The sequence below is a fragment of the Roseateles chitinivorans genome (assembly GCF_050632145.1).
Taxonomy (GTDB): Bacteria; Pseudomonadota; Gammaproteobacteria; order Burkholderiales; family Burkholderiaceae_C; genus Roseateles; species Roseateles chitinivorans_B.
Window position 1 is genome coordinate 468,147 of record NZ_CP192577.1, and the last position, 16,070, is coordinate 484,216.

15 protein-coding genes are annotated in these 16,070 nt (G+C 69.7%); 3 read left to right on the plus strand and 12 right to left on the minus strand.

All coding sequences use genetic code 11. The annotated features are described in order from the left end of the window. Positions 1 to 7: 7 nt before the first annotated feature. The 3 genes from ACQ86G_RS02215 to ACQ86G_RS02225 are packed head-to-tail and all read right to left on the minus strand — an operon-like array spanning position 8 to position 2,770. Positions 8 to 1,111, minus strand: coding sequence for a DegT/DnrJ/EryC1/StrS family aminotransferase (locus tag ACQ86G_RS02215; protein WP_431259113.1), 1,104 nt, complete (start codon positions 1,109 to 1,111; stop codon positions 8 to 10). Continuing rightward, on the minus strand, positions 1,108 to 1,704 hold the full coding sequence (locus ACQ86G_RS02220) for an acyltransferase (protein WP_431259114.1): 597 nt from the start codon (positions 1,702 to 1,704) through the stop codon (positions 1,108 to 1,110). Before ACQ86G_RS02220 ends, ACQ86G_RS02215 begins: the two co-directional genes overlap by 4 nt. A 1-nt stretch (position 1,705) precedes the next feature. After that, the gene (locus ACQ86G_RS02225; protein WP_431259115.1) at positions 1,706 to 2,770 is read right to left on the minus strand and encodes a Gfo/Idh/MocA family protein; all 1,065 of its coding nucleotides are present in this window, start codon (positions 2,768 to 2,770) and stop codon (positions 1,706 to 1,708) included. 53 nt (positions 2,771 to 2,823) lie between these two features. Between ACQ86G_RS02225 and lysS the strand changes: the two genes are divergently transcribed. Then, positions 2,824 to 4,365 carry a lysine--tRNA ligase gene (gene lysS / locus ACQ86G_RS02230; protein ID WP_431259116.1) on the plus strand — a complete coding sequence of 514 codons (1,542 nt, stop codon included), beginning with the start codon at positions 2,824 to 2,826 and terminating at the stop codon, positions 4,363 to 4,365. A gap of 227 nt (positions 4,366 to 4,592) precedes the next feature. Here the strand turns inward: lysS and ACQ86G_RS02235 are convergent, their stop codons facing one another. The 7 genes from ACQ86G_RS02235 to ACQ86G_RS02265 all read right to left on the minus strand — a co-directional run bounded on the left by ACQ86G_RS02235 (position 4,593) and on the right by ACQ86G_RS02265 (position 11,622). Beyond that, complete coding sequence (locus tag ACQ86G_RS02235) at positions 4,593 to 4,877, minus strand: DUF4148 domain-containing protein (protein WP_431259117.1); 285 nt, start codon at positions 4,875 to 4,877, stop codon at positions 4,593 to 4,595. A 284-nt stretch (positions 4,878 to 5,161) separates the two neighbouring features. Beyond that, positions 5,162 to 5,971, minus strand: coding sequence for an enoyl-CoA hydratase (locus ACQ86G_RS02240; protein WP_431259118.1), 810 nt, complete (start codon positions 5,969 to 5,971; stop codon positions 5,162 to 5,164). A 76-nt stretch (positions 5,972 to 6,047) separates the two neighbouring features. Then, a complete protein-coding gene (locus ACQ86G_RS02245; protein WP_431259119.1) occupies positions 6,048 to 7,031 on the minus strand; it encodes a DUF3108 domain-containing protein in 984 nt (327 codons plus the stop codon). Between the two features lie 238 nt (positions 7,032 to 7,269). Further along, complete coding sequence (locus ACQ86G_RS02250; RefSeq protein ID WP_431259120.1) at positions 7,270 to 9,036, minus strand: M61 family metallopeptidase; 1,767 nt, start codon at positions 9,034 to 9,036, stop codon at positions 7,270 to 7,272. A gap of 125 nt (positions 9,037 to 9,161) precedes the next feature. Then, positions 9,162 to 9,632 (minus strand): DUF3429 domain-containing protein, encoded by a 471-nt coding sequence (locus ACQ86G_RS02255; protein WP_431259121.1) that lies wholly within the window; start codon positions 9,630 to 9,632, stop codon positions 9,162 to 9,164. Between the two features lie 35 nt (positions 9,633 to 9,667). Beyond that, the gene (locus ACQ86G_RS02260; RefSeq protein WP_431259122.1) at positions 9,668 to 10,468 is read right to left on the minus strand and encodes a DsbC family protein; all 801 of its coding nucleotides are present in this window, start codon (positions 10,466 to 10,468) and stop codon (positions 9,668 to 9,670) included. Positions 10,469 to 10,509: 41 nt separating this feature from the next. Further along, complete coding sequence (locus tag ACQ86G_RS02265) at positions 10,510 to 11,622, minus strand: FAD-dependent monooxygenase (protein ID WP_431259123.1); 1,113 nt, start codon at positions 11,620 to 11,622, stop codon at positions 10,510 to 10,512. A gap of 163 nt (positions 11,623 to 11,785) precedes the next feature. Here ACQ86G_RS02265 and ychF point away from each other — a divergent pair, with 163 nt between their 5' ends. Continuing rightward, the gene (gene ychF / locus ACQ86G_RS02270; protein ID WP_431259124.1) at positions 11,786 to 12,877 is read left to right on the plus strand and encodes a redox-regulated ATPase YchF; all 1,092 of its coding nucleotides are present in this window, start codon (positions 11,786 to 11,788) and stop codon (positions 12,875 to 12,877) included. A gap of 76 nt (positions 12,878 to 12,953) precedes the next feature. Here ychF and ACQ86G_RS02275 read toward each other — a convergent pair whose 3' ends face one another. Next, positions 12,954 to 14,372, minus strand: coding sequence for a sensor histidine kinase (locus ACQ86G_RS02275; RefSeq protein WP_431259125.1), 1,419 nt, complete (start codon positions 14,370 to 14,372; stop codon positions 12,954 to 12,956). Next, the gene (locus ACQ86G_RS02280) at positions 14,369 to 15,034 is read right to left on the minus strand and encodes a response regulator (protein WP_431259126.1); all 666 of its coding nucleotides are present in this window, start codon (positions 15,032 to 15,034) and stop codon (positions 14,369 to 14,371) included. Before ACQ86G_RS02280 ends, ACQ86G_RS02275 begins: the two co-directional genes overlap by 4 nt. Positions 15,035 to 15,250: 216 nt before the next feature. Here ACQ86G_RS02280 and ACQ86G_RS02285 point away from each other — a divergent pair, with 216 nt between their 5' ends. After that, on the plus strand, positions 15,251 to 16,054 hold the full coding sequence (locus tag ACQ86G_RS02285) for a MipA/OmpV family protein (RefSeq protein WP_431259127.1): 804 nt from the start codon (positions 15,251 to 15,253) through the stop codon (positions 16,052 to 16,054). Positions 16,055 to 16,070: the final 16 nt, after the last annotated feature.

A 16,070-nucleotide genomic window follows, 5' to 3' on the forward strand; every position in this document is an offset into this window, starting at 1 on the left:
GGGGCGGTCAGGTCAACGCAGCCCGCAGCGCGGCCACGACCTGGTCCTGCTGCGCCTCGCTCAGGTCGGGGCTCATGGGCAGGCTCATCACGCGCTGAGCGGCGGCTTCCGAGTTCGGCAGCGGCGTCGCGGCGCGGCAGCGCTGCTCGTAGGCCGGCTGGCGGTGCAGCGGCTTCGGGTAATGGACCGCGGTCGGGATGCCGGCCTGCTTCAGCGCTTCCAGCACCGCGTCGCGGCGGTCCACCTGCACGGTGAACTGCGCCCAGACGCAATCGCGGTCCTCGCGCACCGCCAGGCGCTGCAGCGGCAGCCCGGCGATCAGGCGCTGGTAGCGCTCACCGATCGCCAGGCGCTGCGCGATCTCCCAGTCGAAGCGTTCCAGCTTGCCCAGCACCACCGCGCACTGCAGCGTGTCCATGCGGCCGCCGACGCCCACCCGTGTGTGCGTGTAGCGCTGGCTCTGGCCGTGCACGCGGATCTCGCGCGCGGCCTGCGCCAGCGCGTCGTCGTCGGTGAACAGCGCGCCGCCGTCGCCGTAGCAGCCCAGCGGCTTGCTCGGGAAGAAGCTGGTCGCACCCCAGGTCGACAGGCCGCAGCTCTTCTTCCCCTTGTAGGAGGCGCCGAAGCTCTGCGCGGCGTCTTCGATCACGGGGATGTTCCCGTGCTTCGCCGCGACCGCATTGATCGCGTCCATGTCGCAGACCTGGCCGTACAGGCTCACCGGCATGATCGCCTTCGTGCGCGGCGTGATGGCGGCCTCGATCAGGGTCGCGTCGAGGTTGCAGCTGTCGGGCTCGATGTCGACCAGCACCGGCACGCCGCCCAGCAGCACGATGGTCTCGACCGTCGCGGCGAAGGTGAAGGGCGTCGTGATGACCTCGTCACCGGGCTGCAGGTCCAGCGCCATCAGCGCGATCAGCAGCGCCTCGGTGCCGCTGGCGACGGTGATGCAGTGCTTCGCGCCGACGTAGGCCGCGAGCGCGGTCTCCAGCTCCTTGACCTCCGGGCCCATGATGTACTGGCCGTGGTCCAGCACACGCTGGATGCGCGCGTCGATCGTCGTCTTCAGCGCGGCGTACTGGGCCTTGAGGTCGATGAAGGGAAGGCTCATGGCGCGGGATCCTGGGTCTTGACCAGCGTCAGCGTCTGGCCGTCGAGTTCATAGAGATCGCCGCCTGCGGGGCAGGTCGCGCGGCCGTGGCCGTCGACCGGCAGATCGAGCTTCTCGCCGTGGCGGCTCATCCAGCCGATCTGGCGGGCCGGCACGCCGACCATCAGCGCGTACGGCTTCACGTCGCCCTTGACCACGGCGCCGGCGCCGACGAAGGCGTACTCGCCGATCGTCGCGCCGCAGACGACGGTGCAGTTCGCGCCCAGCGTCGCGCCGCGCTTGACCAGCGTGCGGCGGTACTCGCTCTTGCGCGGCACCGCCGAGCGCGGGTTGTAGACGTTGGTGAAGACCATGGACGGGCCGCAGAAGACGTCGTCCTCCAGCGTCACCGCGTCGTAGACCGACACGTTGTTCTGGATCTTCACGTTGCGGCCGATCGTCACGTCGTTGCCGACGTACACGCCCTGCCCCAGCGAGCACCCGTCGCCGACGCGCGCGCCGGCGCACACGTGGCTGAAGTGCCAGACCTTGGTGCCGTCGCCGAGCTGGGCGCCGTCGTCGACGACCGCCGAGGCGTGTTGCCAGAAGCTCATGTCAGAACACCAGCGGCAGGCCGACGCGCTGGCCGTCGCGGGCGCTGCGGTAGGCGGCGATCAGCAGCTCCAGCGAGCGCAGGCCCTCGTAGCCGTCGACCTGGGCCTGCGCCTCGCCGCGCAGCGTCTGGATGACGTTGTCGTAGTAGGCGGCGTGGCCGAAGCCGTAGACGCTGGTCGTCTCGTAGCTGGCGTTCTTCACCAGTTCGTCGTCGGGATGCGGCGTGTCGAAGGTCCAGTGCTCGATCTTGTTGACGGCGGTGCCGCCGATCTTGACCGTGCCCTTCTCGCCGAGGATGGTGATCGAGCCTTCCAGGTTCTGCGGATAGGTCAGCATCGTCACGTTGATGCTGGCCAGGCCGCCGTGGCGCAGGCGCAGGGCCAGCACGCCGGTGTCCTCGGCCTCGATGTCGCGGGCCAGCGTGGCGGTGTAGGCGTGGACGTTGTCCACCGGGCCCACCAGCCAATCCAGCAGGTCGACGTAGTGGCTGGCCTGGTTCATGAAGGCGCCGCCGTCCATGTCCCAGCGGCCGCGCCAGCGGGCGGCGTCGTAATAGCTCTGCGGGCGGGTCCAGAACACGTTGACCGTGCTCATGAAGATGCGGCCGAAGCGGCCCTCGTCCAGCGCCTTCTTGACCAGCTGCACGGTCGCGTTCAGGCGGTTCTGCTTGACGACGAAGAGCTTCACGCCCGCGTCGCGGCAGGCGCGGACCATGGCCTGGCCCTCCTCGAACTTGGTCGCCATCGGCTTCTCGCTGAGCACATGGCGGCCGGCCTGGGCGCAGGCGATGGCCTGCTGCGCATGCAGCCCGCTGGGGGTGGACAGCACGATCAGGTCGGCGTCCGAGCCCGCCAGCAGCGCGTCCAGCGAGGCGAAGCCGCGGTCCGCGGGCAGGCCGGTCTGGGCCAGCGCGGCCTGCACCGCCTCGGGGCGCGTGTCGCAGACGGCGACCAGCTCCGCGCGGCCCTGATGCCGGGTCAGCGCGTCGACGTGGTTCTTCGAAATTCGGCCGCAACCGACCAGGGCGACGCGGACCGGGCGGTCCAGGATGGGGAACTGAGGCATGGGGCGTGATTTTAAGAGCCTAAAATCGCCCCCTGCCTTTTTTGCAGCCCACGATGAGCCAGCCCCAAGACCCCCAGACCGGCACCGACACGCCGGCGCCCGCCCAAGACGAGAACAAGCTGATCGCCGAACGCCGCGAGAAACTCGCCGCCGTCCGCGAGAAAGCCAAGGCCAAGGGGGTCGCGGCCTTCCCCAACGACTTCAAGCCGCAGCACCGCGCGCAGCCGCTGCAGGCGCAGTACGGCGAGCTCCCCAACGAGGAACTCGAGCCGCAGGCCGTCGCGGTGACGGTGGCCGGCCGCATGATGCTCAAGCGCATCATGGGCAAGGCCAGCTTCGCCACGCTGCAGGACGCCACCGGCGCGATCCAGCTGTTCCTGTCGAAGGACGCGCTGGGCGAAGAGGTCTACACCGACTTCAAGCACTTCGACCTGGGCGACATCCTGGGCGCGGAGGGCACGCTCTTCCGCACCCGCACCGGCGAACTCTCGATCAAGGTCACGACCCTGCGCCTGCTGACCAAGTCGCTGCGCCCGCTGCCGGACAAGTTCCACGGCATGGCCGACCAGGAGCAGAAGTACCGCCAGCGCTACGCCGACCTGATCTCCGACGGCAAGGCACGCGACCGTTTCGTGGCGCGGTCCAAGGCCGTGTCCTCGATCCGTTCGTACATGGTCGAGAACGGCTTCCTGGAAGTCGAGACGCCGATGCTGCACCCGATCCCGGGCGGCGCGAACGCCAAGCCCTTCATCACGCACCACAACGCGCTCGACCAGGAGATGTACCTGCGCATCGCGCCGGAGCTCTACCTGAAGCGCCTGGTGGTGGGCGGTTTCGAACGCGTCTTCGAGATCAACCGCAACTTCCGCAACGAGGGGATCAGCGTCCGGCACAACCCCGAGTTCACGATGATGGAGTTCTATGCGGCCTACTGGACCCACCAGGAGGTCATGAGCTTCACCGAGGAGGTGATCCGCCACGCCGCGCGTGCCGCCACGGGCAGCGCCCAGGTCACCTACGCCGGCAAGCCGGTCGACCTGGAGAAGCCGTTCACGCGCCTGTCGGTGCGCCAGTCGCTGATCGTGCATGCGGGCGTGACCGAAGCCGAGGCCGATGACGCCGAGGTGCTGCGCGCCAAGCTCAAGGAACTGGGCGAGGAAGCGCCGAAGCACTGGGGCCTGTCGGCGCTGCAGTTCGGCCTGTTCGAGGCGGCGGTCGAGGAGAAGCTCTGGGAGCCGACCTTCATCGTCGACTACCCGGTCGAGGTCTCGCCGCTGGCGCGTGCGTCGGATGCGGACCCGACCATCACCGAGCGTTTCGAGCTCTTCATCACCGGCCGCGAGTATGCCAACGGCTTCTCCGAGCTGAACGATGCCGAGGACCAGGCCGCGCGCTTCCAGTCGCAGGTCGCCAACAAGGATGCGGGCGACGAGGAGGCGATGTTCTTCGACGCCGACTTCATCCGTGCCCTGGAGTACGGCATGCCGCCGACCGGCGGGTGCGGCATCGGCATCGACCGCCTGATGATGCTGATCACCGACAGTCCCTCGATCCGCGACGTGATCCTGTTCCCGGCACTGCGCCGCGAAAGCTGATCCAGGCGCAGCAGATGCGCACCACCTGACCCCATTCAACGTGCAGTCAAAGGCTGCGAGTGGGGCCGGAATGGGGCTGGGGGTTCGCGGACGCGATGCCCCCTGCCCCGTGGAGTGCCCGCGCTTGGCCTCACGAACGCAAAAAGGACACCCTCCGGGTGTCCTTTTTCTTGCTGGCCCCCAGGCCGGCCGGTGCGTCCGGCAGTGTCTCGGGGGAAGCGTGGGCCTTACTTGGCCGAGTTGCCTTCCGTGGCGGCGCCCTTCTTGGCGGCGGTCTTGACCGCGGCCTTCTTGGCGGCGATCTGGGCCGAGGTCGGCGCGTTGATGCCGTTCTCGAGCGAGCCGACGCCTTCCTGTTCGGACGTCAGCGCGGACAGTTCGCCGGATTCACGGGCGGCTTGCAGCTCGGCGATGACTTCGGCGCGGGTCTTCTGGACCGGTTCGGCGGCGAAGGTGGCGCCGGCGGTCAGGAAGGTGGCGGCGATCAGGGTGGTCTTGATGAAGGTGTTCATGGCGGGCTCCTAGCGGTTCGTTGCACCGGACTCCGCACTCCGCGTCGTCCATGGGTTGAACTCTAGGCGCCAGCGCCTAGGGGAAACACTAGGCAATCTGGAAAGATCCGTTCACGGATTGTCAACAATCCCCCAACCGGTAACTCAGCGTACACCGATCGGGGTCAAGGATTGTTTCAATCAGGGCCGGGAATGAGGTGGACTGCCGAGGCCGCTGGCCCTCACTTCCACCCTCTCCCGCGGTGCGGGAGAGGGGCCACCCCAGTGCTCCTGCGGCGAATGGTTCAGCTGTGCTTGAACACCGGCGCCCGCTTCGCCAGGAACGCGTCCATGCCCTCGCGCTGGTCGTCGGAGCCGAACAGCGCGTGGAAGTAGCGGCGCTCGATCGCGACGCCGTCGGTCAGCGGCCCTTGGTAGGCCAGGTTGACCAGTTCCTTGATCAGCATCGTCGACGGGCCGCTGAAGCCGTTGATCGTCTCCGCTGCGGCCAGCGCCTCGGTCATCAGCTGATCGGCCGGCACCACGCGCGACACCAGCCCGGCGCGCTCCGCCTCGACCGCGTCCATCATGCGGGCCGTCAGCAGCATGTCCATCGCCTTGCTCTTGCTGACCGCGCGCGGCAGGCGCTGCGTGCCGCCCGCGCCGGGGACGATGCCCAGCTTGATCTCCGGCTGGCCGAAACGCGCCGTGTCCGCCGCGATCAGGAAGTCGCACATCATCGCCAGCTCGCAGCCGCCGCCCAGCGCAAAACCTGCCACCGCGCCGATCACCGGCTTGCGCACCTGCAGGATGGTCTCCCAGTTCTTGGAGATCAGCCCGCTCTTGAACGCCGAGATGAAGGTGTGCGGCGCCATCGTCGGGATGTCCGCGCCCGCCGCGAAGGCGCGCTCGCTGCCGGTCAGCACGATGCAGCCGATGCCCTCGTCCGCGTCGAAGGCCAGCAGCGCGCGGCCCAGTTCGTCCATCAGCGGGTCGCTCAGCGCATTCAGCTGCTTGGGGCGGTTCAGGCGGATCACGCCGGTCTTGCGGTCGCCCGTGCCGGCCACCTCCACCAGGATGTTCTCGAACGTCACGCCGGTCAGGGCTGGGATCATGGGATGTCTCCTTGAACTGGAATGGCGGCAACTATAGGGGCGCCCGCGGACGGCGATGTCCGCGGCTCCGGGACGCTCAGGGGCCTGCGGCGGAGGCCGGGGCGGCCGGCGCCTGCGCCTGCTTCGGCGGCGCCTTCAGCACCAGGTCGATGTGCGTGCGCGGATCCTGTGGCCGGTTCTGCCAGATCCGCACCCGCACCGGCAGGTACTGCAGCGACGGCGCCAGCCAGAACTCCGCCTGCATGTCGCCGCGCGTGTCGGACATGTCGGAGTCCACGTGCCACGCCGGGATGGTCCCCAGCGGCGTCGCGACGTCCTCCAGGTCCCTGATCTTGTAGCGCCAGAGATGCACATGGCGCGGCAGCGCCAGCGGCTGCTGGATCAGCACGTCGCCCTGCGCCGCCTGCCGGCCGGTCAGGAACAGCCAGGTGAACTGCACGAACTGGCTGGCCGCGTCCTGCGTGCCGTCGGGCACCGGCTCGCGACGACCATCGGCCAGGCGCACGCCGCCGAGATCGAAGAGCATCGTCGTCTGGCGCTTCCCGCCCGCGAGCCCGCCGGTCACCTCGTCGAAGCGCTTCGGTGCCAGGCCCAGGGGCGTGATGTCGCCGTCGCTGCTCATCCGGCGCGACATCAGCGGCGCGATCTTCGGACCGATCCAGGCTTCGAGGTGGACCTGATAGTGCGCGCCGTCGCGCAGCCATTGCACGCGGGCATCGCCATGAATGGCACCGCGGAAATCACCGGTGAGCTTGTACTCGAGCTCCGTCGACAGCGGCCACTCGATCCCCGGCGTCCATTCGCCGACCGCGTCCGAGACCGCCAGCGCCGGCGGCATCGCCAGCGCCTGCAGTTCAGGCGGCGGCTCGCTGGCGGCGGGATCGGGCGGCAGCGGCGCCGGTCCTCGCCGAGCGCCGGCATCGATTCGATGCGGCGTTGCGGCGTGCCCGGCGGCTCGTCCTTCGGCGGCGTGGTCGACGGCGCCGGCGGTGGCGCCGGTGCGAGTTCCCGGACGAAGGCGGCCTGCAGCCGCTCCGGTTCCGGCGTGTCGGGCATCCATTGATCGTGGAGGTCTCGGGCGCCGCTCAGCAGCCAGAGATGGGCGGCGACCACCGCCGCCGTGAGTCCCGCCAATGCCACGTGGTGCCGGCGGACGCGGGCCGCCGCGTCGCGCCAGCGACGCGGATCGGCCAGGCGCGTCGCGAGGGCCGCCGCACCCCTGGCCGTTGCGGACAGCCCGCGGCCGACCACCCGTCCGGCGTGCTGGATCTGCCGGATCTCGAGGGCGAGCCGCCGTCTCAGCCACCCAGCCATGCGCGCCGCAGGCTTTGCGCACGCGCGGGCGCCTTGTCGAGCAGACCCAGGCAGACCGGCCGCGCGGCGCTGTCCTGCGTCGGCAGCGTCAGCGCGAGCGTCAGCATCCGCTGGTCACGCGTCACCAGCAGTTCCAGCCGTTGCGGGTCGATGTGGTTCAGCGTCAGCGGCAGGTCCTCGAGCTTGCGCACGCGCCAGCCGTTGCAGGCGACGATCTCGTCGCCCGCGCTCAGCCCCGCGGACAGCCCGGCGCCGTCGAGCAGCACGTTCTTGACCGTCACGATGCCGTCGTTCTCCGTCACCCGCAGGCCCAGGCGCTGCGCCAGCGTCGGCTTGTCCAGGCACCAGCGCACGCCGACACGTTCCAGCAGCTGGGGCAGCGGCAGGTCCTCGGTGCCATGCACCCAGGTCGACAGCGTCTGCGCGACCGCCTCGCCGCCGATGTCGACGAGCTTCTGCAGGATCTTCGCCTCGCTGACCGGACCGCCGCCCGTGTCCTTCCAGAGGCCGCGCATCAGGTCGTCCACCGACTGCGGCTTCTCGCACTTCTCCGCGCCGCGCAGCGACAGGTCGAGCGCCAGCGCCACCATCGACCCCTTGGCGTAGTAGCTGACGACCGCGTTGGGCGTGTTCTCGTCCTGGCGGTAGTACTTGGTCCAGGCCTCGAGGCTGGACCGCGCCACGCTCTGGTGCTTGCGCCCGGGCGCGCCCAGCACCTGCGTCAGGGTGTTGGCGATCAGCTTCAGGTAGCGGGCCTCGTCGATCAGGCCGGCGCGGACCAGGAAGAGGTCGTCGTAGTACGAGGTGAAGCCCTCGAAGAACCACAGCAGCTCGGTGTAGTTCTCCTGCTCGTAGTCGTAGCGTTCGAACACGTCCGGCCGCAGCCGCTTGACGTTCCAGGTATGGAAGTACTCGTGGCTGATCAGGCCCAGCAGCTTGACGTAGCCGTCGCTGGTCTCGGACTGGCCCAGCCGCGGCAGGTCGCGCCGCGCCGCGATCAGCGCGGTGCTGGCGCGGTGCTCCAGGCCGCCGTAGCCGTCGTCGGTGCAGTTCAGCAGGAAGACGTAGCGCGACATCGGCGGCTTGCTCTTGCCGCAGTGCCAGAAGGCGATCTGCGTCTCGCAGATCTTCTGCGCGTCGCGCAGCAGACGCTCGCCGTCGAAGATCGGCAAGGCGCCGGACACGACCAACTCGTGCGGCACGCCGCCGGCGACGAATTCGCCGCGCCAGAACGGCCCCAGTTCGAACGGATGGTCGGCCAGCTCGTCGTAGTCGGCGGCCTCGAACTGCAGCGGCGCGTCCTCGACCGGCGCCATCGCCGTGGCGACGTCCCAGCCCAGCGGCAGGCCGGTGAGCTCGACGCGATGCGGCAGGTCGTCCTTGCCGTGCGCGCGCAGGCACAGGCTGGTCGCGTTGAAGAAGCCGCGCTGCGCGTCCAGGAAGGCGGCACGCACGGACGTGTCGAAGGCGTAGACGGGATAGCTGATGACCAGCGCCCCGCGGCCGGCGCAGTCGAATTCCCAGCGGTTCTTCGCCGTCTGCGTGACCAGCACCTCGCGCTGCCCCTGGCGCGCCGTGACGGCGCCGAGGTGACGCGAGAACTCCCGCACCAGGTAGCTGCCCGGGATCCACACCGGCAGGCTCAGGGCCTGGCGCGGCTCCGGGGCCGGCACGGTCAGCGTGACCTCGAAGCGATGCGCATGCGGGTCGGCGACGGCGATGCGGTAATGGATCGTGGGGCGAGCGGTCATGGGGAACAGCCTACCAAGGCTGGCCCGCGCGTGGTGCGGGCTGTGCGCGTTTTTGGGCGGTTCTCGTTCAGGAGACCCGCACCAGGGTTCGTCCGGATCGACGCCCGTGCGGGCGTCGAGAAGGCTCAGGTGCCTTGCGCGGCGATGAAGCAGCTGAGCGCGGCCACGGCGCTCAGCCGGAAGCGCAGCGTCAGCCACGGCGAGGCGCCCAGCGACGGGTACAGCTTGCGGTCGGCGAAGTAGCAGGCGATCAGCAGGAAGCCCTCGATGACCAGGCCGGCATAGGGCGGCATCGTCGAGGCGATCCAGGCCAGCACCGCGGGCACGATGCCCCAGATGAACGGGGTGGGCGACGGGATGCTCTGGCGCATGCCCAGGCCCCAGTGGATCGCCCCCAGGAACGTGATCACGATGGCGGCGTAGCGCGACAGCCCGTCGGTGACGTAGGGGTGCGCGTCCTCCCGCACCAGCCAGACCAGCACCGCACCGAGCACGAAGGGGATCAGGCCGGCATAGCCCAGTCGCGCGGCGATCGGGTTGACGGAGGCCGAGGCGGCATGTACCGGGGCGGCGTGATGGGGCGTGCGGTCGCTCATGGGGATCAATCGGGATCAGGACTTCTTCGGCGGGATCAGGATTTCTTCTGGGTCTTGTCCGCTTCCTGGATCGCCTGGAAGCGTTGCTCGAGCTGCTGCGGACTGATCGCGCCCGGGGCGCGGGTGCCGTTCTCGAACAGGATGGCCGGCGTGCCGTTGACGCGGATCTTCTGGCTCAGCGCCAGGTTGCGCTGGATGGCGGAGCTGTCGCACTTCGCGTCGGCCGGGCCCGCCATCGCGCCGTCGATCATCCAGTTGCGCCAGGCGACCGTGTTGTCCTTGGCGCACCACACGGTCCGCGACTTCTCCGGCGAGTCGCCGCCGAGGATGGGGATCACGAAGGTGTAGACGGTGATGTTGTCGACGTCCTGCAGCGACTTCTCGAAGCGCTTGCAATAGCCGCAGTTCGGGTCGGCGAAGACGGCGATGCGGCGCTTGCCGTCGCCCTTCTTCCAGACGATCGCATCCTTGAGCGGCAGCGAGGCGAAGTCGATCGCGGTGAGCTTCTCGATGCGTTCCTGGGTGACGTTCTTGCGGTTCTTGAGGTCGAGGATCTCGCCCTCGACGAGGTACTGGCCGCTGGCGTCGGTGTAGCGGATCTCGCTGCCGATGCGGACCTCCCACAGCCCGGCGATGGGGCTGGGACGGACCTCGTCGATCTTGATCTCCTTGGGCATCATCGTCGCGAGGTTCTTGCGGATGGTGTCCTCGTTGGCCTGCGCGGAGCAGCCGTACAGGCCGAGCGCGGCCAGCGACGCCACGAGGGGCAGGCTCTTGCGGGAGAAGCGGGAGACGCGGGAGACCCGGGACAAGGACTTGGACGGCAATGCGGTCATGGGGACTTTCAAGGGACTTCAGGGTGAACGGACCAGGCCGTTCATTGGCCGAGCGCGCGCGCCGTGAGCCACTTCTTGAGCGGGCCCGCGCGGTCGACCAGGCGCAGGCCATCATTGCGGAGCCGGGCCAGGACGGGGGCCTGGCTGGCGAAGCCGCGCAGCAGGCCGTCGGTCAGTTCCCCCATCGCCCAGGTCGGGGCGACGCGGGCGCGGGCGTAGCGGCGCAGCAGCTTCTCGTCGCCGAGGCTGCGCCAGGATTCGCGACGGACGATGACGTCGACCAAGGCCTCGACATCGGCCAGGCCGAGGTTCAGGCCCTGCCCGGCCAGCGGGTGAACGAGGTGGGCGGCGTCGCCGAGCAGCACCCAGCCGGGGCCGCACAGCGCGTCGGCGCGGCACAGCTGCAGCGGCCAGGCCTGACGCTCGCCAGCGAGCTTGAGCGTGCCGGCGGCCCCGCCGGTCGCTTCGAGCAGCGCGGATTCGAATTCGGCCGGGCCGGCGGCCATCAGGCGGCGGGCCTCGTCCTTGGGCAGCGACCAGACCAGGCCGTAGCTGTGGCCGGGTTCGGGACGGTCGAAGGGCAGCAGCGCCAGCACGTCCGGCGAGCGGAACCACTGCCAGGCCTGACCCTGGTGCGGCTTGCTGGCGATGAGCCGGGTGGCGACGCCCAGGTGGCCGTAGTCGTGACGCTCGTAATGCACGCCGAATTCCTGCGCCGCGCCGGTGTCGCGGCCTTCGCACAGGGCCCGCAACGTGGCGGGGACCGGCTCGGTCACGCGCTGCACGTGCGGGGCGAAGCGCAGCGCGGCGTCGAGCTGGTCCTCCAGCGCGGCCGCGTCGACGATGTGGGCGAGTTCGCCGGCGCCCTGCTGCCAGGCGCTGAAATGCAACTCGGCGCCGGCGCGGTCGCCGTGGATGCGCATGTCGTGCACGGGGGTGCGGGCGTCCTCGGCCAGGCCCTCCCACACGCGCAGCCGGCCGAGCAGCGCGACGGACGCGGCATTGAGCGCGTAGGCGCGCACGTCCGCGGAGGAGGATGGGGAGGCGGTCGGCCGGGCGAGCAGCGCCACGCGCAGGCCGCGGGCGCCGAGCGCCAGCGCCAGACTGCGACCGACGCAGCCGTTGCCGCGCACCAGGACGTCGAACTTTTCCATGGAGGACGATTGTAGGCAGGGGCGATGGGGCGGTCCCGACCGGTCTTCCAGGCGGCGCACGGCGCCCGGACCGGCGGTTGACTAAAATGCCGGTTTCGCCCGCGCGCTGCCGCAGGTCCGTACAGCCCCAGCATTCCCCCAGCATTTCCCCCGAAAGCCAACCATGAGCCTCAAATGCGGCATCGTGGGCCTGCCCAATGTCGGCAAGTCCACCCTCTTCAACGCGCTGACCAAGGCCGGCATCGCCGCCGAGAACTATCCCTTCTGCACGATCGAGCCGAACGTGGGCATCGTCGAGCTGCCCGATCCGCGCCTGGGGAAGCTGGCCGAGATCGTGAAGCCGGAGCGCATCGTGCCGGCGATCGTCGAGTTCGTGGACATCGCGGGTCTGGTGGCGGGGGCGTCCAAGGGTGAAGGCCTGGGCAACCAGTTCCTGTCGCACATCCGCGAGACCGACGCGATCGTGAACGTGGTGCGCTGCTTCGAGGATCCGAACGTGATCCACGTCAACGGCAAGGTGGACCCGATCTCCGACATCGAGGTGATCCAGACCGAGCTGTGCCTGGCCGACCTGGGGACGGTGGAGAAGAGCCTGCACCGCTACAACAAGGTGGCGCGCGCCGGCGACAAGGACGCGGCGGCGCTGGTGAAGGTGCTGGAGAAGTGCCAGGTCGCGCTGGACCAGGCCAGGCCGGTGCGCTCGATCGACTTCAGCAAGGAAGAGCTGGTCATCCTGAAGCCGCTGTGCCTGATCACGGCCAAGCCGGCGATGTTCGTGGGCAACGTGGCGGAAGACGGTTTCGAGAACAACCCGTTCCTGGACCGCCTGAAGGAGTACGCGGCGGGCCAGAACGCGCCGGTGGTGGCGATCTGCGCCAAGACCGAGGCCGAGCTGTCGGAGATGGAAGACGAGGACCGCGCGATGTTCCTGGCCGAGATGGGCCAGGACGAGCCGGGTCTGAACCGCCTGATCCGCGCCGGCTTCAAGCTGCTGGGCCTGCAGACCTACTTCACGGCGGGCGTGAAGGAAGTGCGCGCGTGGACCATCCACGTCGGCGACACGGCGCCGCAGGCGGCCGGCGTGATCCACACCGACTTCGAGCGCGGCTTCATCCGCGCGCAGACGATCGCCTTCGACGACTTCATCCAGTTCAAGGGTGAACAGGCCGCGAAGGACGCCGGCAAGATGCGCGCGGAAGGCAAGGACTACGTCGTCAAGGACGGCGACGTGCTGAACTTCCTGTTCAACGTCTGACCCTCCTTTTCCGCCCCCGAAACGCCCGCCTCCGCGGGCGTTTTTCATGGCGGGCCGAACGCGGGGACCGCGACGCTCATGGTGCGTGCGACCCGTCCCCCTCGCGCGCCACGCGCCAGAGCAGCGTCACCTGGAGGCCTCTGCCCCCGAGGCCCGGCGAGAGCTTGACCCGGCCTCCCAGCTGACGCGCGGCGGCCAGCACGATGGACAGGCCGAGCCCCGAGCCGGATGTGGACTGGCTGGCCGCGTGGCCGCGCCAGAAGCGCTCGAAGGCCTGCTCCCGGTCGACGTCGGCGATGCCCGGCCCGTCGTCGCTGACGCTGATCGCGCACCAGTCATCCTCGCCGCGCTCCAGCACCGCCTCGACGTGTCCGCCGGCGCTGCCATGGCGGATGGCGTTGCTGACGAGGTTGTGGACGATGGTCTCGACGCCGTGTTCCGGCACCCAGGCGATCAGGCTGTCGCAGCCCTGGTAACTCAGCTCGATGCCGCGCGTGGCGGCGTCGCTCGCATGGAGCGCGAGGCAGTCGCGCATCAGGTTCGCCAGGTCGATGCGCGACCGGCGAGCCCCGTCGCCTGCCTCCAGGCGCGCGAGCACCAGCAGCTGGTTCACCAGCCGCGCCGAGCGTCCGACGCCCAGGCCCAGGCGCTGCATCGCCTCGTCTCGCTGCGGCCCCAGCGGCGATTGCTTCAGCGTGTCGTACTGCGCCGAGATGACGGCCAACGGCGTCCGGAGCTCATGCGCGGCATCGGCAAGGAAGGCCCGCTCCCGCTGCAGCAGCTCGGACAGTCGTGCCAGCGTGTCGTTCAGCGCGTCCGCCATCGGCATCAGCTCGCGATGCGGCGGATCGATCTGGACCGGCGCCAGATCGCCGACCTGCCGCGCCGCCAGGCTCTCCGACAGCCGCCGCAGCGGCGCCAGTCCCGTCCAGACCGCCAGCCAGATCGGCAGGAACAACAAGGGGATGCAGGCGAGCAACTGGGCCAGCGCGGTCGCGTTGAAGGTGCCGGCGCGGAGCATCCTCATGCGCATCTCCCGGGTCTGCGCCACCAGGATCACGCGAGCACCGCCCAGGGACACCTCGCGATGCACGCGCCACCGTTGACCGTCCACATCGGCATCGAAGAATCCGTCGACGCCCGTCTCCTGGAACTCGGGCAGCGGCACGCCGCCGCGCGCGACCCGCGCCTGCGCGCCGTCCCGGATCTCGAACCCGTAGGGCGCCCCGTCCACGCCCGCCAGGATGCCGTCTTCCACCAGCTTCAGGCGCACGCTCTCCAGCGCGGAATGCAACGACAGGTCGGGGTCCCTGAGCACGCTGTCGATCACGTGCGACATGGCGCGCATCTCCTTGTCGAAGTCGCCCGAGTCCGACCAGGTCGAGGCGCTGAAGGAGATCCCCGTCACCACGACCCAGACCACCGCATAGGCGCCCAGCAGCGAGACCAGCTGCCTGCGCGCGATGGACGGGCGCGTGAACCAACGGCGCATCATTCGGAGAGGCTGTAGCCCACGCCGCGCGTGGTGAGGATGCGGGTCTCGCCCAGCTTGCGGCGCAGGTTGGCGATGTGCCACTCCAGCGCGCCGAAATCCAGCGGTTCCGACAAGGGCGAGATCGCCTGCGCGAGGCGATGCTTGGCGACGACTTCGCCCGGACGCCGCGCCAGTTCCGCGAGCACGCCGAACTCCTTGGGCGACAGCGCGACGAGGGCGTCGTCCAGCCTGACCTCGTGGCGCGCGGTGTCGATGCGCAGCGGGCCGATCGTCCAGATCGCGGTCGCATAACCGCCCGCGCGTCGCGTCACGGCGCGGATGCGCGAGGCCAGCTCCTCGGCGGCCACCGGCTTGAGGACGTAATCGTCCGCGCCCGCGTCCAGCCCGGCCACGCGCGTCTCCAGCGCGTCGCGCGCGGTCAGCACGATCACCGGGACCGTCAGCCCCTGCTGGCGCCAGTGCGTCAGCAGCTTGAGTCCGTCGCCGTCCGGCAACCCCAGGTCGAGCAGCACGCAGGCGAACCGTGCCGCGTCGTCGCCGTCGGTCAACGCGCGGGCCGGCGCCACGCCGCGCACCCATTCGCTCGTGAACCCGCAACCGGCCAGCGCGCGCTGCACGTCGGCACCGAGATCGAGGTCGTCTTCAACGAGGAGGAGGTGCACCGGCAGGACCCGAGAGGCTGTGGAACGACCAGTCTAGCCAACGCCAACCGAGGACTTGCCCAGGTCCTCCGCGGCTACGGCGCAACGGGGGCACTCGGCATTTCCTGGGCATCGACTTTCAACAATCCCGTCACCGCATGCCGACCCGCCCGGGTCACGCGTCCGATTCACCCGCATCACCTGCATCACCTGCATCACCCGCCTCGACACCCAGCCATGACTTCACTTCAACAGTTCCGCATCACGCTCACGACCGCCCTGCTGGCCTATGGTTGCTCCGCATTCGCGCAGGAATCGGCCCCGCCCCTGGGCCTCAGCGGTCAGGTCGGCGTTGCCGCCGTCAGCACGTCCACCTACCTCGGCAGCCCGAACCGCGTGACGGTGCCGGCCCCTGATCTCAGCCTCAGCTACCGCACCCGCGATTGGGGCCACATCGATCTCGATGGGCGCTCGGGCCTGAGCTGGAATGCCGAGGTCGGCGCGTTCTGGGGCGGCATCCTGGTGGGGGTCGATCCTGGCCGGAAGGAACGCAAGCCGAGCGGCGGATTCCCCGTCCCCGGCGACACCCGCCTCAAAGGCATGGGAGACATCCGCAGCAGCGCGCAGGTCGGCGCGATGGCGGGATACGGACCGGTCGGGGTCATGGTCCTGAAGTCGGTCGGCAGCCGTGGCAGCGAGGGGGCGCAGTTCAGCCTGCTGGCCCGGCACGCGATGCCGGTGGGAGACCGGCTCACCGTCACGGTGGACGCCAGCGCGACCTGGGCCGACCGCAAGATGATGCAGGCCTACTTCGGTGTCACGCCGACGCAGTCGGCCGCCAGCGGCTTCGCGGCCTACGCGCCCAAGTCCGGCCTGGAGAAGGCGGACCTGGCGCTGGGCGCGGAGTACAAGATCGCCGATCACTGGACGGTGAAGGGCCACATCGGCGCGACCCGTCTGCTCGGCGACGCGCGTCGCAGTCCGATCGTCAGCAAGCCGACGGTGGCGACCGTCGGGGCTGGCGTGGCGTACCAGTTCTGATCGTCACGAGGCGGGG

Bases quoted from the DNA above. Each gene is read 5' to 3' on its own strand.
- ACQ86G_RS02215 (WP_431259113.1), bottom strand. From the start codon at position 1,111: ATGAGCCTTCCCTTCATCGACCTCAAGGCCCAGTACGCCGCGCTGAAG.
- ACQ86G_RS02220 (WP_431259114.1), bottom strand. From the start codon at position 1,704: ATGAGCTTCTGGCAACACGCCTCGGCGGTCGTCGACGACGGCGCCCAG.
- ACQ86G_RS02225 (WP_431259115.1), bottom strand. From the start codon at position 2,770: ATGCCTCAGTTCCCCATCCTGGACCGCCCGGTCCGCGTCGCCCTGGTC.
- lysS (WP_431259116.1), top strand. From the start codon at position 2,824: ATGAGCCAGCCCCAAGACCCCCAGACCGGCACCGACACGCCGGCGCCC.
- ACQ86G_RS02235 (WP_431259117.1), bottom strand. From the start codon at position 4,877: ATGAACACCTTCATCAAGACCACCCTGATCGCCGCCACCTTCCTGACC.
- ACQ86G_RS02240 (WP_431259118.1), bottom strand. From the start codon at position 5,971: ATGATCCCAGCCCTGACCGGCGTGACGTTCGAGAACATCCTGGTGGAG.
- ACQ86G_RS02245 (WP_431259119.1), bottom strand. From the start codon at position 7,031: ATGGATGCCCGACACGCCGGAACCGGAGCGGCTGCAGGCCGCCTTCGT.
- ACQ86G_RS02250 (WP_431259120.1), bottom strand. From the start codon at position 9,036: ATGACCGCTCGCCCCACGATCCATTACCGCATCGCCGTCGCCGACCCG.
- ACQ86G_RS02255 (WP_431259121.1), bottom strand. From the start codon at position 9,632: ATGAGCGACCGCACGCCCCATCACGCCGCCCCGGTACATGCCGCCTCG.
- ACQ86G_RS02260 (WP_431259122.1), bottom strand. From the start codon at position 10,468: ATGACCGCATTGCCGTCCAAGTCCTTGTCCCGGGTCTCCCGCGTCTCC.
- ACQ86G_RS02265 (WP_431259123.1), bottom strand. From the start codon at position 11,622: ATGGAAAAGTTCGACGTCCTGGTGCGCGGCAACGGCTGCGTCGGTCGC.
- ychF (WP_431259124.1), top strand. From the start codon at position 11,786: ATGAGCCTCAAATGCGGCATCGTGGGCCTGCCCAATGTCGGCAAGTCC.
- ACQ86G_RS02275 (WP_431259125.1), bottom strand. From the start codon at position 14,372: ATGATGCGCCGTTGGTTCACGCGCCCGTCCATCGCGCGCAGGCAGCTG.
- ACQ86G_RS02285 (WP_431259127.1), top strand. From the start codon at position 15,251: ATGACTTCACTTCAACAGTTCCGCATCACGCTCACGACCGCCCTGCTG.